This is a genomic window from Sphingobacterium multivorum, assembly GCF_900457465.1.
GTDB classification, from domain to species: domain Bacteria; phylum Bacteroidota; class Bacteroidia; order Sphingobacteriales; family Sphingobacteriaceae; genus Sphingobacterium; species Sphingobacterium multivorum.
In genome coordinates this window covers 1,728,716-1,750,999 of sequence record NZ_UAUU01000011.1, presented here as the reverse complement: position 1 = coordinate 1,750,999, position 22,284 = coordinate 1,728,716, and the positions used below count along the sequence as shown (strand labels likewise).

26 protein-coding genes are annotated in these 22,284 nt (G+C 43.6%); 18 read left to right on the top strand and 8 right to left on the bottom strand.

What is annotated here, in order from left to right:
• Positions 1-71 precede the first annotated feature (71 nt).
• Positions 72-2,189: a GAF domain-containing protein gene (locus DTA23_RS25015; RefSeq protein ID WP_112376342.1), complete on the top strand. Its 2,118-nt coding sequence runs from the start codon at positions 72-74 to the stop codon at positions 2,187-2,189.
• Between the two features lie 40 nt (positions 2,190-2,229).
• Here the strand turns inward: DTA23_RS25015 and DTA23_RS29920 are convergent, their stop codons facing one another.
• From DTA23_RS29920 to DTA23_RS24985, 7 genes are all read right to left on the bottom strand, one after another.
• A complete protein-coding gene (locus DTA23_RS29920; protein WP_239468852.1) occupies positions 2,230-2,469 on the bottom strand; it encodes a cyclic nucleotide-binding domain-containing protein in 240 nt (79 codons plus the stop codon).
• A gap of 131 nt (positions 2,470-2,600) precedes the next feature.
• Positions 2,601-2,804, bottom strand: coding sequence for a cyclic nucleotide-binding domain-containing protein (locus tag DTA23_RS29915; RefSeq protein ID WP_236586045.1), 204 nt, complete (start codon positions 2,802-2,804; stop codon positions 2,601-2,603).
• A gap of 392 nt (positions 2,805-3,196) precedes the next feature.
• Positions 3,197-3,703 (bottom strand): helix-turn-helix domain-containing protein, encoded by a 507-nt coding sequence (locus DTA23_RS25005; RefSeq protein WP_112376341.1) that lies wholly within the window; start codon positions 3,701-3,703, stop codon positions 3,197-3,199.
• A 421-nt stretch (positions 3,704-4,124) separates the two neighbouring features.
• A complete protein-coding gene (mdlD, locus tag DTA23_RS25000) occupies positions 4,125-5,444 on the bottom strand; it encodes an NAD(P)-dependent benzaldehyde dehydrogenase MdlD (RefSeq protein WP_112376340.1) in 1,320 nt (439 codons plus the stop codon).
• A 444-nt stretch (positions 5,445-5,888) separates the two neighbouring features.
• The gene (locus DTA23_RS24995) at positions 5,889-6,815 is read right to left on the bottom strand and encodes a helix-turn-helix domain-containing protein (RefSeq protein WP_112376339.1); all 927 of its coding nucleotides are present in this window, start codon (positions 6,813-6,815) and stop codon (positions 5,889-5,891) included.
• Between the two features lie 58 nt (positions 6,816-6,873).
• Complete coding sequence (locus DTA23_RS24990) at positions 6,874-7,614, bottom strand: SDR family NAD(P)-dependent oxidoreductase (RefSeq protein WP_256604664.1); 741 nt, start codon at positions 7,612-7,614, stop codon at positions 6,874-6,876.
• A gap of 383 nt (positions 7,615-7,997) precedes the next feature.
• Positions 7,998-8,456, bottom strand: a complete 459-nt coding sequence (locus DTA23_RS24985; protein ID WP_112376338.1) for a hypothetical protein — start codon at positions 8,454-8,456, stop codon at positions 7,998-8,000.
• Positions 8,457-8,786: 330 nt separating this feature from the next.
• Here DTA23_RS24985 and DTA23_RS24980 point away from each other — a divergent pair, with 330 nt between their 5' ends.
• Together DTA23_RS24980 and DTA23_RS24975 are read left to right on the top strand one after the other, a co-directional pair.
• Positions 8,787-9,782 carry an aldo/keto reductase gene (locus DTA23_RS24980; protein ID WP_112376337.1) on the top strand — a complete coding sequence of 332 codons (996 nt, stop codon included), beginning with the start codon at positions 8,787-8,789 and terminating at the stop codon, positions 9,780-9,782.
• 78 nt (positions 9,783-9,860) lie between these two features.
• Positions 9,861-10,784, top strand: coding sequence for a helix-turn-helix domain-containing protein (locus tag DTA23_RS24975; RefSeq protein ID WP_112376602.1), 924 nt, complete (start codon positions 9,861-9,863; stop codon positions 10,782-10,784).
• Between the two features lie 63 nt (positions 10,785-10,847).
• Here DTA23_RS24975 and DTA23_RS24970 read toward each other — a convergent pair whose 3' ends face one another.
• Entirely contained in the window at positions 10,848-11,108 is a 261-nt protein-coding gene (locus DTA23_RS24970; RefSeq protein ID WP_112376336.1) for a hypothetical protein, read from the bottom strand.
• 279 nt (positions 11,109-11,387) lie between these two features.
• On the opposite strand from DTA23_RS24970, the gene DTA23_RS24965 reads away from it, so the two are divergent.
• From DTA23_RS24965 to DTA23_RS24915, 15 genes are all read left to right on the top strand, one after another.
• Entirely contained in the window at positions 11,388-12,191 is an 804-nt protein-coding gene (locus tag DTA23_RS24965; RefSeq protein WP_112376601.1) for an SDR family oxidoreductase, read from the top strand.
• 65 nt (positions 12,192-12,256) lie between these two features.
• Positions 12,257-13,168 (top strand): helix-turn-helix domain-containing protein, encoded by a 912-nt coding sequence (locus DTA23_RS24960; protein WP_112376335.1) that lies wholly within the window; start codon positions 12,257-12,259, stop codon positions 13,166-13,168.
• Between the two features lie 615 nt (positions 13,169-13,783).
• Positions 13,784-13,993 (top strand): fatty acid desaturase family protein, encoded by a 210-nt coding sequence (locus tag DTA23_RS29910; RefSeq protein ID WP_256604663.1) that lies wholly within the window; start codon positions 13,784-13,786, stop codon positions 13,991-13,993.
• Between the two features lie 44 nt (positions 13,994-14,037).
• Complete coding sequence (locus DTA23_RS29905; RefSeq protein WP_256604662.1) at positions 14,038-14,334, top strand: fatty acid desaturase family protein; 297 nt, start codon at positions 14,038-14,040, stop codon at positions 14,332-14,334.
• Positions 14,297-14,437, top strand: coding sequence for a fatty acid desaturase (locus DTA23_RS30750; RefSeq protein WP_370445171.1), 141 nt, complete (start codon positions 14,297-14,299; stop codon positions 14,435-14,437). The genes DTA23_RS29905 and DTA23_RS30750 overlap by 38 nt, the downstream gene beginning before the upstream one ends.
• A 358-nt stretch (positions 14,438-14,795) precedes the next feature.
• Positions 14,796-15,242, top strand: a complete 447-nt coding sequence (locus tag DTA23_RS24950; RefSeq protein WP_075992936.1) for an Hsp20/alpha crystallin family protein — start codon at positions 14,796-14,798, stop codon at positions 15,240-15,242.
• Positions 15,243-15,318: 76 nt separating this feature from the next.
• A complete protein-coding gene (locus DTA23_RS24945; RefSeq protein ID WP_112376334.1) occupies positions 15,319-15,609 on the top strand; it encodes a hypothetical protein in 291 nt (96 codons plus the stop codon).
• A 209-nt stretch (positions 15,610-15,818) separates the two neighbouring features.
• On the top strand, positions 15,819-16,673 hold the full coding sequence (locus tag DTA23_RS24940; RefSeq protein WP_112376333.1) for a COG1470 family protein: 855 nt from the start codon (positions 15,819-15,821) through the stop codon (positions 16,671-16,673).
• A 21-nt stretch (positions 16,674-16,694) separates the two neighbouring features.
• Positions 16,695-17,696, top strand: a complete 1,002-nt coding sequence (locus DTA23_RS24935) for an ABC transporter ATP-binding protein (protein ID WP_236560214.1) — start codon at positions 16,695-16,697, stop codon at positions 17,694-17,696.
• On the top strand, positions 17,659-17,934 hold the full coding sequence (locus tag DTA23_RS29900) for a hypothetical protein (RefSeq protein ID WP_256604661.1): 276 nt from the start codon (positions 17,659-17,661) through the stop codon (positions 17,932-17,934). The genes DTA23_RS24935 and DTA23_RS29900 overlap by 38 nt, the downstream gene beginning before the upstream one ends.
• Before the next feature lie 81 nt (positions 17,935-18,015).
• Complete coding sequence (locus tag DTA23_RS30745; protein WP_370445148.1) at positions 18,016-18,114, top strand: hypothetical protein; 99 nt, start codon at positions 18,016-18,018, stop codon at positions 18,112-18,114.
• A 50-nt stretch (positions 18,115-18,164) separates the two neighbouring features.
• Complete coding sequence (locus DTA23_RS29895; RefSeq protein WP_370445147.1) at positions 18,165-18,650, top strand: ABC transporter permease subunit; 486 nt, start codon at positions 18,165-18,167, stop codon at positions 18,648-18,650.
• Between the two features lie 285 nt (positions 18,651-18,935).
• Positions 18,936-20,354 carry an SDR family oxidoreductase gene (locus DTA23_RS24925; protein WP_112376331.1) on the top strand — a complete coding sequence of 473 codons (1,419 nt, stop codon included), beginning with the start codon at positions 18,936-18,938 and terminating at the stop codon, positions 20,352-20,354.
• A 117-nt stretch (positions 20,355-20,471) separates the two neighbouring features.
• Positions 20,472-20,600: a hypothetical protein gene (locus DTA23_RS29890; protein WP_256604660.1), complete on the top strand. Its 129-nt coding sequence runs from the start codon at positions 20,472-20,474 to the stop codon at positions 20,598-20,600.
• A gap of 120 nt (positions 20,601-20,720) precedes the next feature.
• Positions 20,721-22,259, top strand: coding sequence for a PAS domain S-box protein (locus DTA23_RS24915; RefSeq protein WP_112376330.1), 1,539 nt, complete (start codon positions 20,721-20,723; stop codon positions 22,257-22,259).
• The last annotated feature ends 25 nt before the right edge of the window (positions 22,260-22,284 follow it).

Here is a 22,284-nt window from a genome sequence, read left to right as displayed (position 1 = left end):
GCAAATACCCCGAACTTATCGATGGGGTCGAAAAAGCAGAAGACCTGCTGCGCTATGAGCCTATTATCAAGGTGCTGCTGGCCGACCTGTTCCCGAGCTCACTGACACATAATGAGATCAAGGCCATTACCATTCCCTTCCATCTCTATACGTTCAACCATACCGCAAGACTGGAAAAAATATTAGCGGATGCCGGCGATCACTATGAATTTAGCCTTCGTGATATCTCGCCCGATACCTATTACATTCTCAATTGCTGCGTTATCATCAGCCAGTATTATGGCTTTAAGGTGGATGCCATGGATGCCCCCCTCTTTTTGGATATTCCAGACAAGGACAATATCATCCATCATTACCGCGTCCTATTCAATGCCGATTTTATCGATGTCCTTCCGACAGAACGGGTACTCGATCTTACGGCTGAAGATATTACCGAACTGGTCGACAACTTTTCGGATATTGCCCTATGGAAGTCCAAATTCCCCGAGCAGAGCTGGATCCTGAAAGGCTTTTCCATTATGACACTTTTTGATGCGACCATTGAAAATGCGGTATCCAGCTTCAAGAGCAATCTGCTGCGCGAAAAAAGCGCTGTCCAGCTGGCAGAAATAGAAAGCATTTTCCGGTCGATTTATAAAATAAATGATCTGCGCATCGGATTGACCTCCTTTGAAAAGGTCAGGAACGAGTACAACTTACGGATTGTCGAAAAACAGCTGTACAGTCATCTGCTTTACGACTCGACGATCGAGGAATGTGAAAACATGCTCTGCAGCGAGACCTTGGAAAACCTGCTCACCAAGGACGAATATTTTGTTGTACCGGATATTGACAAGCTGCCGCTGGGTGATCCAAAGCAGGCCTATTTTATCAACAAGCTCAAGCAGCAACAGGTGAAGAGCTTTATTTTTGTTCCCCTCGTCGAAGGCGACAAAGTGCTGGGCTTACTGGAAATGTCCTCATCCAAAGTGCGGGAGCTCAATTCGGTCAATGCCAACAAGCTCAACTTCATTTTACCCTTTATCAAAGATAAAGTCTCGAAAGCATTTGCCGAAACTGAAAATCAGGTCGAAGCGGTGATCCAAAAGGAATATACCGCCATACACCCTAGTGTCAAATGGCGGTTTCAGGAGGAAGCCATCCATTTCCTCAACGACCGCGCCTTTGGAAAAGACTATGCCCTGCAGGAAATCGTCTTTGACCATGTTTATCCGCTCTATGGGCAGATCGACGTACAGGGCTCCTCAGAATCCCGCAATCAGGCCATCCGTCAGGACCTCATCAATCAGAGCAAGGAACTGATCGCATTGTTCACGGCGATCAACCAAACGCAGCGATTACCGCTCTTTGAGCAAAAGGTCTTCGATCTGGAAAGAAACCTGACTACGCTGCAGCAAGCGCTGCTGACCGATACGGAACAGCTTATGCTCGATTATTTTAACCAGGATATTCACCCTATTCTAGAAAATTTCAGGAAAAACAACAAAAATAGCGTCGCCACCGAAGCCATCGACCGCTATTTTGAGCGAATCAACCTCTCTATCGGCGGTTTTTATGAGGCCCGACAGGATTATGACAACTCCATCACGCTGATCAATAAAAAGCTGGTGGCCATCCTCGACGAAAAGCAGGTGGAAGCCCAAGAATACTTTCCACATTACTACGAGCGCTACAAGACAGACGGTATCGAGCACAACATGTATATCGGGGCCTCCATCGCTCCCGGTCGGAATTTTGAGCTCTACTACCTACGCAATTTACGGCTGTGGCAGCTGCAGGTGATGTGCGCGATGGAACGCGAGTTTAGGCAGCTCCAGCCCGCCCTTCCGCATCAGCTGGAAGTGACCTCATTGGTACTGGTCTTTGCCACCCCCATTTCCATCCGCTTTCGCATGGACGAGAAGCAGTTTGATATCGATGGATCCTATAATGTACGCTACGAGATTGCCAAGAAACGCATTGATAAAGCCAAGATCAAGGGCTCGACGGAGCGCATCACACAAAAAGGCAAACTGGTTGTTGTCTACTCCAATGTACATGAAGAAACAGAATATATGGGATACATCAACCTACTACAGCACAAAGGATTACTCGACGAAAATATCGAGCAGTTTGAGGTGGAAGATCTGCAGGGACTGGTTGGCCTGAAAGCGATCCGTGTGGGATTCTATTTTCAAGATTTGCACTAAAGTAATTCCTGGTGTTCCATCAGGTAGGCCAAGAAGAGTATCATCTAATGATCTGTTTGCGGATACAGCTCAAACTTTTGGGGTTCATGCCGAGGAACGATGCGATATATTGCATGGGTACGTTGTGCAGCAGATCTGGCTGTTCGGCCATGAGCTTGAGGTAGCGTTTTTCGGCCGTAAGCGTGGCTAGCTCTTTCGATCTCTTCTCATTATAACTCAAGGCTTGCTGAAACACATACACACTAAAGTCTTTAAATGCAGGCGATGGTGCAGTTAGCATATCGAGGTTTGCTTTAGTGATACGCAGCAGTTCGCAGTCGGTGATGCTTTCCAGGTTTTCTTCGGAACGCGTCTGATTGCTAAAATTCTGGTAAGAGCATATAAATCCCGGGGGACAGTTGATATGTGTCGTCAGTTCGTCGCCTTTATCGTTATAATGAAAAGACGTACAAAGCCCGATACAACGAAATAGAGGTAAGCCGGTACTTTTCCCTCCTCTTCGATGATCTGATGTTTGGCATAGCGCACTGGCTCCATATAGTTCTTACACAGATCAATTTCTGCCTCCGATAACTGGCAGTGTTGTTTGATAAGCTGAATAAACTTTGCGTGCATTGTATCTATTTTATTCGTGCCCCTCACCCTTGCGCTATGTACATTCCTCATGCTTTGAGCGTGATATTGCATCCGGGGAAACGTTTCGTTGACTAAACAAATATACTAAAAGCGATTGACATACTAATAAAATTAGTAAACAAATATCAATTTATTGAAATAAATACTTGATTTGAATCAGGATTTGAAAAAGCAAAGTCACGCTTTGCGAGAGCCTTTTATGAAGCAGTGGATATTGCTTCATAACAAATGAAGCAGCCCGGGGGCTGCGTCATTGAAAAAATAGTCTTTGCGAAATGCCATTTAGGGTTTGCGGTTGCTTGCCCTCACCGGTCTGTCTGGTTTATACTCATCCCTGCCTTTAGACCGCAAATGATATACGTTATCCAAAATTAATTATCTCTTTCGTTACGGTGCAAATGGGGCTGTTTGCCGGTATGTTTCTTGATGAAACTTCTGAAATTTGCGACATTACTAAAACCTATTTCGAAAGAAATCTGCGAAATGGATAGATTCGAATGTCTGATCAAGCGGATAGCCTCCCGGACTACAATTCCAGAAATGAATGCTTTTGCAGATTTCCCGCTATTCGCTGCGCAGAGCTCGGAAAGCCTTCTACTTGTAAGTTTTAATTTATTAGCATAAAAACTGACGGACGTACTTTCACGATAATACTTGTATACCAGAATGTTAAAGCTATTAAAGACGATCTGTTCCGATGAACTGCACAGCTTTGATAGGATCCCCTGAAGAGAGAGCCTGTAATGCCCTTCAAGCAAAATTGACTCGACACAGTGATGAGCGACCAGATCCAATATTTCCGGTCCCTGTACCCGCGCCATTTTTATGCGTTCAATAATAGCCGTATCAAAATAGGCCTGATTTCCCATATTTGCCATAAATTTGAAAATTTGAATCCATCAGCCACTGATTTGCCGTGGACGTGCTGGATTACAGGTTTAGATTCTATCAGCGCTTATTCTGGCCTCTCAAAGCCATTTTACCCCGCTAGAATCTCTCAAACCAAATATCAATAATTGAGCTGCCAATCAAAAAAAACAGGGTTTCACAATTGCTATCACACTTATCAAAATAGCAGGTAGTCCCGTGGTTATCAATCCATATGCTTCGATAGCTAGAAAGAGTAGCTAGGTCGAAGTGATTTTAATTAAACAGTTAACTAACCCGATCTGAGGATTCAACAGTTAACTAACCCGATCTGAGGTTGAAACGGAAATATAAGATCCGGAAATACCAAAAAAAAGGACCACCTTAACGGGTGGTCCTGATTATTTGATGAATTGTATGCGTGAGTTATCGCTATTTTACCTGCAGGATCGAACGCTGGTGACTAAAGTTTTCCAGACTAAATCTGCCGTGATATTTTCCCATTCCCGAAGCACCTACGCCACCGAAAGGAAGATAATGCGATCCGACGTGGATCAATGTACTATTGATCTCCGCATCGCCGCTGGTGGTTCTTGCGATCACGTCATCGGCAAATTGCTGACTTTCAGAAAACACATAAAGCGCCAATGGCTTGGGTCTGCTATTGATCTCTTTCAGCACTTCATCGATATTGCTGTAAGTTAAAATAGGAAGGATCGGACCAAAAATTTCCTGCTGCATCACCGCGTCATTCCAGTTGACATCGTCCATCAAGGTTGCTTCAAAATGGCGTGTTTCCAGATCATATTTTCCCCCATAAATAACTTTTTCGGGAGCGGCATCCAGGTATCCCGCTAAATTCCCGATCTGATGCTGACTTACAATCTTACCGATTTTCCCTAAAGATTCATCGTTGTACGTAGCTTTAAGATAAGATTTCAACTGATCGATAAAGGCGCCCTTCACAGATTCATGCACATACACATAATCCGGAGCAACACAGGTCTGTCCGCAATTGATCCATTTGCCGGCAGAAATGCGCTGAACGGCTTTTTCGATATCCGCATCATGGTGTACGATCGTTGGGGATTTTCCGCCCAGTTCCAAAGTAAGCGGAATCAGTTGTTCGGCAGCTGCCTTCATGACAATTTTGCCAACATTAGGGCTTCCCGTAAAAAAGATGTAATCAAAAGCAAGGCTCAATAAATAGGTGTTTTCTTCAATAGCGCCCTGAAAAACGGCAACATATTGTTCATCAAAAGCTTCGCTAACAATATCTTCAATCACCTGGGCAACATGGGGCGTGTTTTCAGAAGGTTTGATGATAGCCGTATTTCCGGCCATCAGGGCACCGATCAGCGGACTGAAAGTCAACTGCACCGGGTAATTGAAGGGACCTATAATATAGTTTACACCGTAGGGCTCATAAATGTACTTACTGATGACTTCCGCTCCCGAAGCATGCGGTTTTGATTTGACATAGGTTGGTTTTGCCCATTCTTCCATATTTTCGATCATATCGTCGAGTTCATCGAGAACAATCTGAACTTCGACGTATTCTGCTTCTGCCCTGCTTTTTCCAAGATCGATATTCACTGCTTCACAGACCGCATCCGTGTAACTCGCAAAAACTTTACGGAAATTTTGCAACTGTCTTTTACGGAATGTGATTTCCTTCGTTGCTTGCGTGCCGAAAAAGTCTTTCTGTTTTTCGAATACTTCTTTTATTCTGTTTTTAATTTCTGTAGTCATTTGTTCGTGATTTTATGCATTTTAAAACACACCTAGCGCATAAACTGTTTGTTTTAATAAAGTAAAAGTGTCTAGTGTGTTTTATATCTTGTAGAACAAGATTAAGATGCTTTGATACAAAACAAAGGTAAAATAATTTTATATTGCGCAAAACATAATATTGTCATATATATTAGCTGAAACCTGTATTCATACCGCAGTTTAACGTTATTATTACCCTTGCAGAGTACGTAATTTTGCCCATTCAAAACTGGACTGTAACACCTATTTTAGGCTCATGAATAAAATTTTCTATCTGAAAGATCTATGGCGGACATCAATACCTTTGAAGGGTTACAACAATAAAACCTCCCTATCCCTGCATTGGGTCAACAGCGAAGGGGTTATAATCTGGGCCAATCAGACAGAACTTGATCTGCTCGGTTATACTCCGAACATATATTTTTACTTTGATTTAAACATCCCTCTAAATTCCAGTGGCGTCTGAGCGGTTTTCTTTTTAAACAGTTTGCTGAAACTTTGTGCATGCTCAAAACCCAGTTCGTAAGCAATTTCATTTACGGTAAGTTGTGTCGTTGATAATTTCTCTTTTGCCCGCTCAATAAGTTTATGGTGGATATACTGCTGCGTGCTCTGGCCAATGAGCGAGCGTAGCATATCGCTTAGATAACCCGCAGACACATTCAACCGCTCCGAAAGAAAATGGACCGTTGGCACTCCCAGAATTACCGAATGATCATGATCCAGATAATCATCCAACAGCGCTTCTGCCTTCAGTAGAATATCATTGTTTATATTTCTTCGCGTAATGAACTGCCGCTTGTAAAACCGATTGACGTAGCTCAGCATTAACTCCACCTGCGAAATAATGACTTCTTGGCTAAATTCGTCTATCCGGTTGTCAAGTTCATTTTTCATGAAATTCAAGATCGCTATCATCGTTTCTCTTTCCTGATCAGATAAATGTAACGCTTCATTCACAGAATAGGAGAAATAGCCGTACTTCCTAATTTTATGGGCTAAAGGGGAACCCAGGAAAAAGTCAGGATGAATCAGCAGCAGATAAGCATAGGTATCCCTATTATATTCTGTGCTGCCCACCAATTGATTGGGCGCAAAGAAAAGCATACTTCCTTCATTAAAATCATAGTACCCCCTGCCGTACTTGAGTTTTCCGCTGTTTTTTGTTATAAAAGTGATCTTGTAGAAACTCAGGACATCGTATATTGGAGCCATAGCGGTATTGAATGGATTATCCTGATTGAAATGGACCAAGCTAATCAGGGGATGCTGCGGTTTTGGTAGGCCAAAAGCTTCGTGACTCTCTGATATGGATATAAAGCGTTTTAACTTATCCTCTTTCTTTTTCATACAATAAATTTATAAAAAAACCTGTAGCTTATAGCTACAGGTCTTCCTTTGTGTAATTCTACCACGGCACTTGACCCCCTTGTTCTGTGCGATAGGTAGCCGGTCCCGTAAAGCTTCCATTGGGTATATCTTCCGCCAGTGCCACGCGTATCGGCTCAAGTGAGCCTTCCTCCACCGTATCTGTACCTTCAAAGTTATTCAGGGCTGTCGCTGTAAAACCCGGACTTACCAGATGCACCTTAACATTTGTATTTTCCAATTCATTTGCAAGAGAAAGGAAAACACCATTTAAAGCGGTTTTCGAAGCGCCATATACGGCATCAAATCCACTACGGAATGCATTGTCCGGATCTGCATTCAGGGTCAGTGAGCCTAGAGAACTTGAAACGGTTACGATCCTAGATTGTTTTGCATTCCGGAGGAAGGGCAATAAGGCCTGTGTTATGGCAAGCGTGCCAAATACATTGGTTTCCCAAACCTGGCGCATTTCAGCTATGGATGTGACGCTTGCCTTCTGGGCACTAAGAATTTCCCACATTGTACGGCCGGGGATCCCTGCGTTTGAAATTGCCGCATTATTGACCAGCAGAGTAAGGTACCCAAACTCATTTTCTATTTTACTAACAGCATTCCTGATTGAATTATTGTCGGTAATATCCAGCTGAATGGCATGCGCTTCACCTTCTATCTGATTGGCGGCATCCTTTCCTTTTTCTAAATCTCGTGATCCAACAAACACATGATATCCATTTTCAGCAAGAGCTTTGGCAATCTGAAAACCAACACCTGTATTTGGCACCTGTAACTAGGGCTACTTTTATTTCATTTGTCTGCATGTTAAACTTATTTAAATGTAACAGGACAAAGTTCCGCAACTATGGGCGGTCAATTGTAGCTGAATTGAGGATATTTCTAACCAAAATAAGGGTAGATTCAGATTCAGATTCAACGGTTGGGCGACTGTACTTTATTTATTAATGTGGAATAATTAATTGCGCGCGGGATACGTTGGCGCTGGATAATCCCTATCGACATGCATCTGATTGATCAAAAATCTCCTTGATCAGGTGATTCATTCTCTTATCATTGACGTCGATTTTTACGATTTTGTGGCTATAATAGGTGTCGCTTCAAACTCACTTTCCGATTTTCTCGGCGAATGCAGGCGATAGTGATTTGTAGTTAAGTACAACTTCGGTTTCCTTTTCGGCTATTTTTTTTAACGTCAAAGTCCCAGATTACCCCATACTCCGGAGAGAAAAAGACTTTTCTCGGCGGCGGTACTTTCAATTTTTTATTCTTTAACGAATACGTATACAGCATATGAATACTTGGTTTGGAAACATCTTTTGCCGCAGCAGTGACCAATTTATGATACTCTTTTTCGTTATCCACAACCGTTTCAATGCTTATCCCCTGCTCCTCGATTTCAAATCGGGCAGTCGAATCTGTACTTCTCAGGGCTGTGATTTTCATCTTGCTGTCGACAAACTGGCCGGACATATCGGGGATGCCCTCTTTTACGCGGTCAAAACTTGCAGCTAAACGCATCGGTACCAATTTAGTCGTCAGCGTTTGCGCATGTAGGCTACCCGCTGCAGCAATAAAAAAGAGTATTATACCAACATATTTTCTCATCATAATTGTTTTAATTTAGCGATTTCAAAACGATTAAAATCTGATCTTGAGACCTGATATTAATGTAAATTACACTTTTTGTCAGTTGTTTTCTCCTGTTGTTCGAAATTTGGCTAATCGCATTTACAATCCGCTGGATATTAATTCATATTCGCAACAGTTGGCTAATCAGATTCAAATCGTTTAAAAAAGCTTCAGAAGATGCCTATAAAGAAAAATTCAGGGTAGCTTAATTAGCGATTAGATCCGTAATTCAGTTACAAGTTTCCGTAATTGGGGTAAACATGCTGCAGGCGCTGCTTCGTAATTTTGGGTAACAAAAATAAGAAGCAGATGAAAACAAGAAAATTAGGCACGCAGGGACTTGAAATTCCAATGATCGGCTTAGGCTGTATGGGGATGAGCAGTTTTGCGTCCACTGGCGATATCTACGGCAAGGCCGACGAAAAAGAATCCATAGCCACCATCCACCGGTCATTGGAACTGGGAGGTAACTTTTTGGATACGGCCGATCTGTATGGACCCTTTGAAAACGAAAGGTTGATCTCTAGGGCCATAAGCGGCAAGCGGAACGATTACATCCTCGCCAGCAAGTTCGGCTTTGAGATTGATGATAAGGGCCAGGTGACCTGGCGTATCAATGGTCGGCCAGATTATATCCGAAAGTCTATCGAGCGCTCGCTGAAAAACCTCGATACCGATGTGATTGACCTCTATTATATGCACCGCCCCGACCCGAATGTACCCATTGAGGAAACCGTAGGTGCCATGGGCGAGCTGGTCACAGCGGGCAAGGTCAGGTACCTGGGCATTTCGGAAGTTAGTGCCGAGCAGATCCGCAAGGCACATGCGACCTTCCCGATCACGGCTGTGCAGAATGAAATCTCCCTGTTCGGACGCGAAGTAGAGACCAATGGCGTATACGATCTGACACAGGAGCTGGGTATAGGCCTGGTCGCCTACTCCCCTTTGGGCCGTGGATTTATCACGGGTGAGATCAAGTCGCCGGACGATATTCCCGAAGATGATTTCCGCAGACTTATCCCGAGGTTTCAGGGCGAACAGTTTTATAAAAACCTCGATCTGGTGCGTGAACTCGAACAGATTGGAAAAGAAAAAGACGTTACCTCGTCCCAGCTGGCCCTTGCCTGGCTGATCCAAAAAGGAATCGTGCCGATACCGGGGACAAAAAGAGTGCGCTATGTGGAGCAGAATATCGCCGCTACAGACATCCTATTGACCGCCGAAGAGCTGCAACGCATTGAGGCTATTCTGCCGATCGGACTGGATACCGGATCCCGCGATGTAAGTATTCCGCTGCAATCTTAAAAAATATAAATGCCATGCGAGCAGAAAGCGCATGGCATTTTACTTAAATTAGTCTATTATTTAACAGGCAAAAAGAGCATGTCAAAGAAAGAACCCGTACTGATCAGGATCAATAGTATCGCTGACTATCATGAAGCGCTGCAGTTGCCCAAACCGCAGCATCCGCTTTTTAGCATCACCGATTTCTCCAAAAACAAGCATATACATCCAACGGTCGAGACCACCTTTCAGCTCAACCTGTACTGCATTTCCATCAAAGAAGATGCACAATGCGTATTGGGTTATGGCCCACATCAGTACGACTTCCGGGAAGGCCTGATGACCTTCTTTAAACCCGGGCAGACGATCAGTGTTGATCCCGATACTGCCCATGCCGAAGTAGGTTATTCCCTTGTTTTCCATCCCGATTTTATCCGCACCTATGACCTGGCACACAAAATCGGCAGCTACAGTTTTTTCGATTACGAAGTCAACGAAGCACTTTTTCTGTCCGACCGGGAAAAAGAGCAGATCCGAAACATCGGAAAAGGGATCTTAAGCGAATATGACAGTCCGATCGACAGCTATAGCCAGGATGCCATTGTCAGTTTCATCGAACTGCTGCTGGTGTATTCGCAGCGGTTTTATAACCGGCAGTTTATTACGCGTAAGGTACACGATGTACCCTTGGTGAGCCGGTTTGAACAATTGCTGGATCAGTATTTTGAAGCCGAAACCGAACACAAGGGTTTACCCCAAGTGGGTTACTTTGCTGAGCGGCTGAATATGTCGAAAAACTATTTAAGCGATTTATTACGGTTGCAGACCGGTGAAAGTGCGCAGAACCATATCCAACATAAACTTATTGAAAAAGCGAAAGATCTGCTGTCCAGGTCGGAACTTTCCGTTGCCGAAATTGCCTATCAGCTGGGTTTTGAACAGCCACAGTCACTCAATCGTTTATTCAAAAAGAAAACGGAGCTCTCACCGCTGGAGTTTAGACGGAAGATGGCCTCAAGCTAATATAACATCCTTAAAATCTGCTGTATATTGAGCTGCGGGCCACCATACAGTAGAATTTTTACCTTAAAGGCGATATCGAAGCGATAAATTGCGCCAGATTTCTGTCGCAAAATGCTGATCGGAGTGTCTATTTTCAAAAAACCAGTGGTCGCCTTTTTTTACGATTTTTTGATCAATTCCATCAAGCGAAATTGGCAATTCCGTATCGAGCTTTGATAAAGACTTTTTCAACAACACCAGTTGATAATCCTGTCCTTTGTAAGTTAAACGGAACACCTGTGAACGATGTGGTTCCCCGCTTATCCCGTCAATTGTGCCTTGCATAAATATAGATCTTCTAAAATTTTTAAAATACAGCAATTACGCCAATACGAATACGCCAAAAAGTATAAAATTGAGCAAAAATCAGCTTAACATTGCATCGTTTTTATAACGAATATCAACAAATAATCGTGCCAAAGTCGATGAATTTCCTGCTCCATTGGCGATGATTTTTTTCACACATTTTGATTTCGTCATTTTGGCTACAATCAAGCTCAATTTGGCAACAGTTACCCGATGCCTTCTTTAGACATTTGTGGTATGGAATCAAACAATAACAGCATGCAAAAGACAATTTTCATTACAGGAGCTTCTTCCGGTTTGGGAAAAGCAACTGCCAAATTATTTCAACAGGCGGGTTGGAATGTGATCGCAACCATGCGAAATCCTGAAAATGAAACCGAACTTACCGGGATCGAAAACATCAGGCTATTAAAATTGGATGTTACCGATCCGGCCCAGATCAAAGAAACTGTAGCAAAAGCGATCGCTATAAGTAACATTGATGTCGTTTTCAATAATGCAGGTTATGGTTTAATGGGTGCCTTTGAAACGTTGAGCGACGAAAAGATACTTCGCCAAATCAACACGAATCTGTTGGGTGTATTGCGGGTTACACAAGCCTTTATCCCCCATTTTAGAGCACAGAAAAGTGGTTTATTTATTTCAACCACATCAATTGGTGGATTTATGGGGTTCCCGATACATTCGATGTATCATGCCACAAAATTCGCCTTGGAGGGCTGGAGCGAAAGCATGTCCTTTGAACTGAAAAAATTTGGAATAGCCATCAAAACAGTTGCTCCGGGAGGAATAGCGACAGATTTTGCAGGTCGTTCTTTGGATCTAAACCGAGCTTCGGACTATCAGGACATTGAAGACAAACTGTTCGAACAAATGGGTCTGATGATGCAAAATGCATCCACAGCCGAGCAAATTGCCCAAGTGGTGTATGAAGCCGCCACGGACAATAAAGATCAGGTACGTTATCTGGCAGGCGAAGATGCACATGCACTCTATGAAAGACGATTACAAATCGGAAAAGAAGCGTTCAGGCAAGAAATTGCAAAACAATTTGATGCCTAATTTTTTAAATCAGCAACTGCCTTGCGAGGCAGTTGTTTTTTGTAAATTTGTATAACAAAAACAGGATGCATAGTATCAATTCCATATCCGAATTTCATCGGCAATTGTCCTTGCCGGCCCCATTACATCCGCTCGTCAGTGTAATTGATGTAGCTGGAATTAAACCCGATGAAAGCGACATCTGGGAGCAGTTCTACGTGAATTTTTACAGTATTTCGCTCAAAAAAGATGTTACTGCAAAAATAAAGTACGGCCAACAGTATTACGATTTCGACAAAGGAACAATGAATTTTATTGCGCCCAAGCAGATTCAATCGTTAACGATTGCCGAAATCAGAAAGATGAATGTCGAATGCGGAAAAGGTTACATGCTGCTATTCCACCCTGATTTTTTGTATATCCATCCCCTAGCGACTAAAATAAAAAACTACAATTTCTTTTCGTATGCGCTTAACGAAGCATTACATCTCTCCGAACGGGAAGAAAAAGACATTATAGAAATTTTTCTTAAAATCGAACAAGAATATCAGCATATCGACAAGCATACCCAAGATATTATTTTGTCGCAAATTGATATGATCTTGCAATACAGCAACCGCTTCTATGAGCGTCAATTCATTACTAGGAAAGCGGTTAACCATGCGCTGCTGACCCAATTGGAAAAATTGCTGGACGATTATTTCGACAGCGAAGAAACCCTAAAACAGGGGCTTCCAACCGTAGAGTATTTAGCCGAAAGCCTCCATGTATCAGCACGTTATTTAAGCGATTTACTACGTTCAGTTACCGGTAAAAACACACAGCAGCACATTCACGATAAGTTAATTGAAGAAGCCAAGGAACAACTCACGGCGACAAGCCTTTCCGTGGCCGAAATTGCCTACAAACTCGGTTTTGAACATCCGCAATCGTTCAACAAACTGTTTAAGAAAAAAACCAATGTTTCACCTTTAGCGTTCAGGCAATCGTTTAACTGACAGAACAGTGTAAAATAAATTTTAGTGCGAGTTGTGTGTTACATTTAAAGAAACCTGCGCTCCGGCAAACCGATGTGGAATAGTTAATTAGCGCGCAGGATACGTTGGCGCGGGATAAATACCGGAGGCTTCAAAAATTCAAAAGGTGTATCTTCCGGACCATGGGAAATCAAGGATGGCAGAATGACCTTTAACAATCTTTAACTTTACTACCGGGATCTTTCAAATTTTATAGCGTATATTTACATTGTTCTATCGCTCAAGATCGAACGTTATAAAAATTAAGCATATCTCTCGAGTAAAAATCCAAATGTCCCAGTCTGTAAAATTCAGCAATGTAAATACATTGTTCTCTAAAACGTTAAAACAAAAAATCAATAACTATTTTCAAAATTCACTTCAGCCAAGAACCGGGAATCGTAAAATCTATCTGAAAGCCGCTATCCTCCTGATCAGCTTTGCGGTATTGTATCTCCTTCTGGTATTCGCACCTTTGCATTGGAGTGTTGCAATAGCATTATGTATCATTTTCGGCGCTAACCTCGCTGCGATTGGTTTTAACATTATGCACGATGCTGGCACAATTCTTTTTCAGACAATAAAAACCTGAATACTGTGCTCTCCTACTCGCTCAATCTACTGGGCGGCAATATCTACTTTTGGAAGCTCAAACATAATATTGCACACCACACCTATACAAATATCGATGGCGAAGATCACGATATCGAAGTAAAGTTTATGCGTATACACCACGACCAGAAACTTCGGAAACACCATCGCTATCAGCGTTTTTATTTTCCGCTGCTCTATGGATCTCCTATTTAGCGTGGATCTTTTATCAGGATTATGAGAAATATTTCTGTGGGCGCATGGGACATAAAACGGAGCAATTTCATTTTCCGGTCAAAGAGCGTATTATTTTTTGGGTCAGTAAGCTAATTCACTTCAGCTTATTTGTCATTATTCCGATCATTTTCGTCGGGTGGCTGCCCACACTTATCGGTTTGCTGATTGCTGGTACTGTGTGTGGTATGAGTCTGGCCACAGTATTCCAGCTGGCCCATGTGGTGGAAGAAACCGAATTCAAAACCATTGACCAGTCAAAGGTCGAAGAAGAATGGATGATTCATCAGATTCAGTCCACCGCAAAATTTTGCTACGGGTAGCAAGGTACTTACCTGGTTGCTTGGCGGTCTCAATTTTCAGGTTGAACATCACCTTTTTCCAAGATCAGCCATGTGCATTATCCTGCGCTCAATAGGATTGTGAAGCAGACCTGCAAGGAATATAAAATAAAATACAACGAGTTTCGGAGCTTCTGGACAGCATTTAGATCGCATTTAAAAGTGCTGGAGCCATGTCAAATAACCTAGTTATTAGCTAGTCGCTTCATTTCCCTTGCCCCCCTATGGCCATTATGTGCCATCGAAGTGGGCAGCTTCCAGCAAATTTTCGGTATGTTGTACAGAGCGTATATCTTTTCTGTCAATTTATCAGGTAAAATTTGACAGTTTTGCTGCAAAAATTTCAGTTTTTTAAGCTCGGTACTTTTTTTGTGAGATTTTTAATACAGTCGGCCGGCTGATAGATTTTAATTATTGTTATACTTCATTAAAAGGAGGTTACTATGAAACTTGCAAAAAGAAACTGGAACAATTTTTCACTTTTTTCGCCCATGTTTGATAATTTTAACCGCGAGCTTTTAAACTGGGACAACAAAAATTACTCATCAACAAGTACCACCGTTCCTGCGGTCAACATCAAGGAAAACGCAGACAGCTTCGAAGTGGAGGTCGCCGCACCCGGCATGGCCAAAGGCGATTTCAAGGTGACCCTCGACGGCAACCTCTTAACCATATCCTCGGCTAAGGAGGAACAAAACGAGGAGCATAAGGACAACTACACCCGCCGGGAGTTCAGCTACCAATCTTTCCAACGCAGCTTCGAACTTCAAAAGGAGGTTGTCGATCAGGACAATATCCAGGCACACTATGAAAATGGCATGCTCAGATTGACAATACCGAAGAAAGAAGAAGCCAAACAGAAAGAACCGCGGATGATCGAAATATCCTAAGATCCAAATAGCAAATTTTAATGGTTAGCCTCCCACGGAGGCTAACCTATTTTTTTCAATCTTTAAAACGAAGATTATGAAAACGTCGAATTACTATATTGAATTACAGATGTACAGCCACGGACATTATATCACTATCGCCAGTTTTGACCAAAAAAGCTGCGAAAAGATTATTCATGAATTGTTTGATGAACTGCGCGGTGAGCCTGAAGCCTCAGACAGCAGACGTCTTCGCATCAATCTTCTCCTGAACGACACAGCGACTTCGAGGACACAATTACGATCCATCCACTGTACACTGGATGAGTTGGCCGAGAACACCAAGATTATCATCAAGAAAACCTTCCGCTCAGTAAACTTTGACTGATGGGAGTGCATTTTAGCATACAACACGATCTACCAGCTTACAGACCATTTAAACACATTTTTTTTACACTATTTTTTTTATTTCAATCTTGATTTTTATCAAATTGATTTTTAATTTGGGTGCGGTTTTTCAAAAAGGTAGCTGATACCCAAACCGACATTTTTTAAAAGCTAATATTCTATTTAAATATAAATTTTAGTTATTGGATCATGTTAACAGAATTACTAATTACAAACACAGACCGACGTTTTTCTTTCAGGCCATTTCTTATCGCACTTATTGTGCTGGCTAACAGTTTCTATCTATCGGGGCAGGCCTTGAAGCCCCTCAAATCCGGTTTCGAAGCGAGGCTTGTCAATATTGAGGCCCCCAGCAACGAACCTTTTCGTTATACGACGACCTTGACCAACGGATCTGCTCAATTGGTTAACTATAACCTGAATGCCCAGCTACCCGATGGATGGCAGATTAGCTACCGCGTAGAAGGCTCCCAAGTGACTTCCCTTCAGATGCAGCCCAATAAGACACAGGAAATCAGCATTGAAATCAGCTGTCCGATCACGGCCAAGCCCGATAAATATAAAATTCCGGTACGGGCGATCTCCCCGACCGATACCTTAAAGCTTGAGCTCGAAGCAGTCGTCAAAGGCTCCTATGCCCTGGAGTTGACCACCCCCAGCGGGCGGCTGAGCGACGAAGTCGTATCCGGCAGCAGCAAGGAAATTCTACTTAAAGTCAAAAACACGGGCACCCTGCCACTCAATACCTTGGAACTGACGTCCCAATTACCCAGCCGATGGGAGGCAAGCTTCGATCCGTCGAACATCAAACAGCTCGAAGCAGGGAAATCTATTGACGTCAAAGTCAACCTAAAAGTTCCCGACAAAACTATTGCCGGTGACTATGCTTCCAAATTTGAGATCAAATCATCCAATAGTAGCGCCGACATTTCATTCCGTATGATTGTGAAAACTTCTTTGCTTTCTGGCTGGATCGGTATGCTTGTCATTGTATTGGCCATTGGTTTGGTGTATTTTCTCATCCGCAAATACGGCCGCCGATAAGGGCGCTACAAAAAGATTATCATGATGAAGGATCCTATCATTCAATTGACAGGCCTGACAAAAAGCTACGGCAAAGTAACCGCTGTAGATCAGTTGGACCTGCACATTTATCCCGGAGAGATCTTTGGCCTGCTCGGCCCCAATGGTGCCGGCAAGACAACCAGCATCCTCATGATGCTGGGCCTGACCGAACCCACTTCCGGCACAGCCTATGTCTGTGGCCATAATGCCACGCGCAATCCGATCGCCGTGAAACGAAAAGTCGGCTACCTGCCCGACAACGTAGGTTTCTACCCGGATATGACAGCGCTGGAAAACCTAAGCTTTATTGCCAGATTAAATGGTCTTTCGGAATCCTATGCACAAGCTTCTGCAAAAGACATGTTACATATCGTGGGACTCGAACGGGAAATGCATAAAAAAACGAGCGCTTTTTCCCGCGGTATGAAACAACGTCTAGGCTTGGCCGAAGTGCTGATCAAGGCTCCCGAGATTGCCATCCTTGATGAGCCTACACTGGGCATTGATCCCAAGGGTGTTGACGAATTCCTTGAGCTCATCAAGCAGCTCAGCAGGGAGCATAACCTAACGGTACTGCTTTCTTCACACCACCTCCACCAGGTGCAGCGTGTATGCGATCGGGTGGGTATTTTTGTTGGCGGAAAATTACTGGTTGAAGGATCGCTCGAAAGCCTTGCCCATAACCTGCAGCAGCAGAAAGGTATCAGTACCGTCATTACCCTTGACCATGCCCAAGGTGATTCCAAACGGTTTGAAGAAGCATTAAAGACCCTGCCCGGACTCCGTGATCTTAAAGTGAACGGATTTACGATCGAATTAAAGACAGACAGCGATATGACAGCACTAGCGGTACGCATGCTGGTAAACAATGGCGCTGATATCGTTTCCGTGAACCGCAACGACTACCAGCTCGACGATATTTATAATACATATTTTGAGAACAGCATAACTACAGATAATGCCTATGAAAAATCCAAGGGTTTCTTCAAAAGATACCAATAAACGGCCATCCTTTCCGATGCAGGTGCTGGTCCGCAAAGAAATTGCGGCACATATCCGCAGCTGGCGTTTTATTATACTGATCCTGCTCATCGTACTGACTTTCGGCGCATCCCTCTACGTTTCATCCATGGGGCTCAAGGACGCTGTCAGCAATATGCGCGATCCTGATCAGTCATTTCTTTATCTCAAGCTACTGACCACAACGGATAATTCCATTCCGCCATTTCATGTTTTTTAAACTTTCTAGCGCCACTACTGGGCATAGCCCTCGGTTTTTGACGCCGTCAATGCAGAATACAACAACGGAACACTCACCCGTTTGCTGGCGCAGCCGATTTACCGAGACAACCTGCTTTTCGCCAAATTTCTGGCGCCACTGGCCGTGGTGGGTACATTATTTGTGCGCTGGTCATGCTGATGATCGGCGGCGGTCTCCTGGGTACAGGTGTCCGGATAGAACCCCAGGAGTTGCTGCGTATCTTCGGTTTTACCTTGATCAGTGTGCTCTATGTTGCCTTCTGGCTGAGCCTTTCCATTCTGTTGTCGATACGCTTTCGCCAGCCGGCCACCTCAGCACTTACCGCGATCGGCATCTATTTGTTTTTTACGGTATTCTTTCCTATCCTGGTCAATCTGGCAATACGTCCCTTTTTGCCCAATCCCAATTATATTTCGGAGCAGGAGTACATCGGCTATAATGAGCTCATCTTAAATCTGCTCCGCTTATCACCGAGCCAGCTCTATACCGATGCCACCACTACCCTATTGATGCCCTCGGTACGCAGCTTAGGTCCCATTTCCATGGAACAGATGGTCGGTGCCATCCCCGCACCGCTTTCCTTTCGGGATAGTTTTCTGATGGTCTGGCCACAGGTCAGTGGACTCTGCGCAGCCATGATGATCTGTTTTGCCTGGTCCTATTACATTTTTATGCGAAGGGAAATCAGAAGTTAAGTGTTTCCACCAAAGCAGCTTGTTAAAAACTGCATTCATAAACTATAAGGCGCACGCTCTTGTGCGCCTTTATTATCCCTCACTGAAACTGGCCGAAGCCGGGGCAGCGCCAAAAACGCAGTACACAGGATGTTGCAATTAATGTTTGCTTACTGAAAAAAGAAAAGATCAATAGCGTGCGCCTTGCTACATTAGAATAAAAAACACACGAAATAAAAACAATTTAGGTGGTATTTTGGTATATTTATATACAGTTAATAACAGCTGAACTTAACAAATCAGGCTATGAAAATTCTATTGACCGGAGTGACGGGGTATATTGGAAAACGTCTTTTGCCTGTGTTGTTAGAACAGGGGCATGAAATTATTTGTTGTGTAAGAGATAAGAATCGTTTTGATACCTCGGCAATTCCGGGGCATGTTCAAGTTGTTGAAGTCGATTTCCTGGATAACGAAAGTCTGAAAGAAATTCCACTTAAAATTGATATTGCTTATTTCCTGATCCATTCCATGGCGACGCAGTCAGGTGATTTCCAGCAAATGGAAGCGCAATGTGCGACCAACTTCCGCAACTTTATGGAAAAAACCAGCGCGCAACAGATCATTTATCTGAGTGGAATAATTAATTCAGATCACTTATCGAAGCATCTCGACTCGAGAAGAAACGTAGAAAACATCCTGGCAAGCGGACGGATTCCGATCACCACCTTGCGGGCCGGCATCATTGTTGGCTCGGGAAGCGCATCTTTCGAGATTATTCGGGATCTTGTGGAAAAACTCCCGGTTATGATTACGCCAAAATGGCTGCAGACGAAATGTCAGCCCATCGCCATACGCAACGTGATCGAATTTATGATCGGTGTTATCGCCAACCCGCATACCTTTAACAAAAGCTATGATATCGGGGGGCCAGACATCCTTAGCTACAAAGAGATGCTGCTGCAATATGCTGCCGAACGAAAACTTAGGCGACAGATCTTTGTTATCCCGCTCATGACGCCGCGGCTTTCCTCCTACTGGCTCTATTTTGTTACCTCGACGTCTTATAACCTGGCCAAAAACCTAGTCGATAGCATGAAAGTAGAAGTGATCTGTAAACCCAATAATCTGGCGGAAGAACTCAGTATTACGTTGATCAATTACAGGCAATCCATCCAATTAGCTTTTCAAAAAATTGAAAGCGACAATGTGGTTTCCAGCTGGAAAGACGCACAGACCAGTCACATTTTATCGGGCGGCCTCAGCAGGCTACTGGAAGTGCCCAGTTATGGTTGCTTTAGGGATGTTCGCTCGGTTCCCCTCCACAATAGTGAAGCATCATTGACCAAAATCTGGTCCATTGGAGGAAATTCTGGCTGGTATTATGGCAACTGGCTCTGGAAAATCCGTGGATTCATGGATCAATTGGTCGGCGGAGTGGGTATACGGAGAGGGCGAAAAAATAAAAGCGATCTGGCTGCAGGTGATGCACTTGATTTTTGGCGCGTACTGATCGCCGATAGAACCACGAAAAGATTACTCCTTTATGCCGAAATGAAACTTCCTGGAGAAGCATGGCTAGAATTTAAAATCGAAGATAATATCCTGCTGCAGACCGCGACCTTTAGACCCCTGGGCCTTGCCGGAAGGCTCTATTGGTATGCCGTATGGCCTTTTCACGGCTTCATATTTAGGGGCATGATAAATAGAATAGCTAAACCTTAAAAATAAGAATTCATAAACGATGATTTATAATGAGAACGCAATTGCGGCATTTGAAAGAAGATACAGAACAAATTTTATCAACTCGCTGGGCGACTTTAAAAGTTACAAACAGCTTTCGTGCCCGATAACTGCTTAAAAGAGGATGGTTATATCGCTATCGAAGAAGCCGGGACAGTTACCTCTAGCGGTCTTGACACCTATCATACCACAGGCCGGATTGAACGATTACCTTATGCGAAGCCTTAGGTAACTTTTCGCTAGGATTTTTATAAAGAAAGCACACAGTTCGACTTTCTTCAAGACTTTACTTCCCAGAGCGGAAAATAATGTGTTACGCTATAAAATGTATTCTTTATCTTTGGGCTAATGGACATCAAGAAAAAATTTGGTAGTGCCTCATTTGGCGAAGACTTTATCTTACAGGCACTGAGTTGTTCTCCCGAGCCTACATCAATCTATACTGGAACAGAGATGACCATCCAGTTTGCCAATGCGGGCATGCTTTCCCTTTGGGGCAAAGACGCATCCGTTATCGGCAAAGCGCTGATCAGTGCTATTCCCGAACTGGAAGATCAGCCGTTCTTAGCTATTCTGCAAGAGGTTTGGCGTACGGGGAAATCCTATTCCGTTACCGAGGCACCAGCCCGGCTCATCAAGAATGGTGTTCCGGTGACTGATTATTTCGATTATGAATACAGAGCACTATTAGACGAAAACCATAAAACATGGTGTATTTTAAACACCGCCCGCAACGTTACTTTAAGAAGGCAGCATCAGCAACAGATACAGGAAAAAGAAAAAAAGGAACAAGGGCTGATGGAGGAAATGGCGGCAACGCTCGAAGAATTGACCGCTACAAACGATGAGCTCAACAGTTCCTTACAACTTCTGGCAGAAAGCCGTGAGCAAGTACGGACAATTATTGAGCAGGCACCGGTCGGCATAGCCATGCTGAAGGGACCGGAACTTATTATTGACATAGCCAATCCGACCATATTAAAAATCTGGGGCCATCAGTTAGCGGATGTGCAGGGCCGGCCCCACGAAATCGCAAGGCCCGAACTGCAAGGCCAGCCAGTGAATCAGTGGCTCCGGGAAGCGTTCGAAAAAGGCGAACGGAAAACAAACAATGAACTTTCCATATTGCTGCGTCACAGTGACGGACTGCGGGAGGCTATTGTAAACTCGATCTATCAACCTATTTTTTCAACTGACAACAAAGTCACTGGAATTCTGATTATCCTTGAAGAAATTACCGACCAAGTCCTTGAACGGCGGAAAAGTGAAAAAGATCAACACATGCTGTCCATGGCTATTGATGCCGGCGAGCTTGCGACGTTCTATTATGAGCCCAAAAATAATCAGTTCTCCGGAAATGCGCTGTTAAAATCATGGTTTGGTTTAGCCGATAAGGATCAATTGGATTTATCCGCCGCTATTTCTTCCATCATAGAAGAGGATCGGCAACGTGTAATGGCTGCCATAACGGATGCACTTAGCGAAGAGTCGGATGGCAATTACTTTATTGAATACCGTATCCTAAATCCACAAGACCCGAACGACAGACTCGTGCAGGCACGGGGTAAAGTGTTTTATGATGCCAAGGGAAACGCTGCCAGCCTCAATGGTACTTTACGGGATATTACCGAACAGAAAGCTGAGGAACAGCGGAAAAATGATTTTATAAGCATCGTTAGCCATGAATTGAAGACACCGCTGACCTCCATAAACGCCTATCTTCAATTAATGCAACGTCAGGCAATCCTTACAGCAAACACGAATTACCAAAACATTACAATGAAATCCCTTCGACAAGTTCGCAATATGAAGAACTTAATCAATGGATTCTTGAACATCTCGCGATTCGACTCCGGCAGAATGATGATCGAAAGAGAAGTGTTTTGATCTGAAGGAATTATTTGCTGAACTT

Coding starts and splice junctions, on each gene's coding strand:
- DTA23_RS24945 (WP_112376334.1), top strand. CDS start 15,319: ATGAAAACGTCGAATTACTATATTGAATTACAGATGTACAGCCACGGA.
- DTA23_RS25005 (WP_112376341.1), bottom strand. CDS start 3,703: ATGGCAAATATGGGAAATCAGGCCTATTTTGATACGGCTATTATTGAA.
- DTA23_RS24935 (WP_236560214.1), top strand. CDS start 16,695: ATGATGAAGGATCCTATCATTCAATTGACAGGCCTGACAAAAAGCTAC.
- DTA23_RS24915 (WP_112376330.1), top strand. CDS start 20,721: ATGGACATCAAGAAAAAATTTGGTAGTGCCTCATTTGGCGAAGACTTT.
- DTA23_RS24980 (WP_112376337.1), top strand. CDS start 8,787: ATGAAAACAAGAAAATTAGGCACGCAGGGACTTGAAATTCCAATGATC.
- DTA23_RS24940 (WP_112376333.1), top strand. CDS start 15,819: ATGTTAACAGAATTACTAATTACAAACACAGACCGACGTTTTTCTTTC.
- DTA23_RS24975 (WP_112376602.1), top strand. CDS start 9,861: ATGTCAAAGAAAGAACCCGTACTGATCAGGATCAATAGTATCGCTGAC.
- DTA23_RS24960 (WP_112376335.1), top strand. CDS start 12,257: ATGCATAGTATCAATTCCATATCCGAATTTCATCGGCAATTGTCCTTG.
- DTA23_RS24970 (WP_112376336.1), bottom strand. CDS start 11,108: ATGCAAGGCACAATTGACGGGATAAGCGGGGAACCACATCGTTCACAG.
- DTA23_RS24925 (WP_112376331.1), top strand. CDS start 18,936: ATGAAAATTCTATTGACCGGAGTGACGGGGTATATTGGAAAACGTCTT.
- DTA23_RS29920 (WP_239468852.1), bottom strand. CDS start 2,469: ATGCTAACTGCACCATCGCCTGCATTTAAAGACTTTAGTGTGTATGTG.
- DTA23_RS24950 (WP_075992936.1), top strand. CDS start 14,796: ATGAAACTTGCAAAAAGAAACTGGAACAATTTTTCACTTTTTTCGCCC.
- DTA23_RS29905 (WP_256604662.1), top strand. CDS start 14,038: ATGGGACATAAAACGGAGCAATTTCATTTTCCGGTCAAAGAGCGTATT.
- mdlD (WP_112376340.1), bottom strand. CDS start 5,444: ATGACTACAGAAATTAAAAACAGAATAAAAGAAGTATTCGAAAAACAG.
- DTA23_RS24985 (WP_112376338.1), bottom strand. CDS start 8,456: ATGATGAGAAAATATGTTGGTATAATACTCTTTTTTATTGCTGCAGCG.
- DTA23_RS24995 (WP_112376339.1), bottom strand. CDS start 6,815: ATGAAAAAGAAAGAGGATAAGTTAAAACGCTTTATATCCATATCAGAG.
- DTA23_RS29900 (WP_256604661.1), top strand. CDS start 17,659: ATGAAAAATCCAAGGGTTTCTTCAAAAGATACCAATAAACGGCCATCC.
- DTA23_RS29915 (WP_236586045.1), bottom strand. CDS start 2,804: ATGCACGCAAAGTTTATTCAGCTTATCAAACAACACTGCCAGTTATCG.
- DTA23_RS24965 (WP_112376601.1), top strand. CDS start 11,388: ATGCAAAAGACAATTTTCATTACAGGAGCTTCTTCCGGTTTGGGAAAA.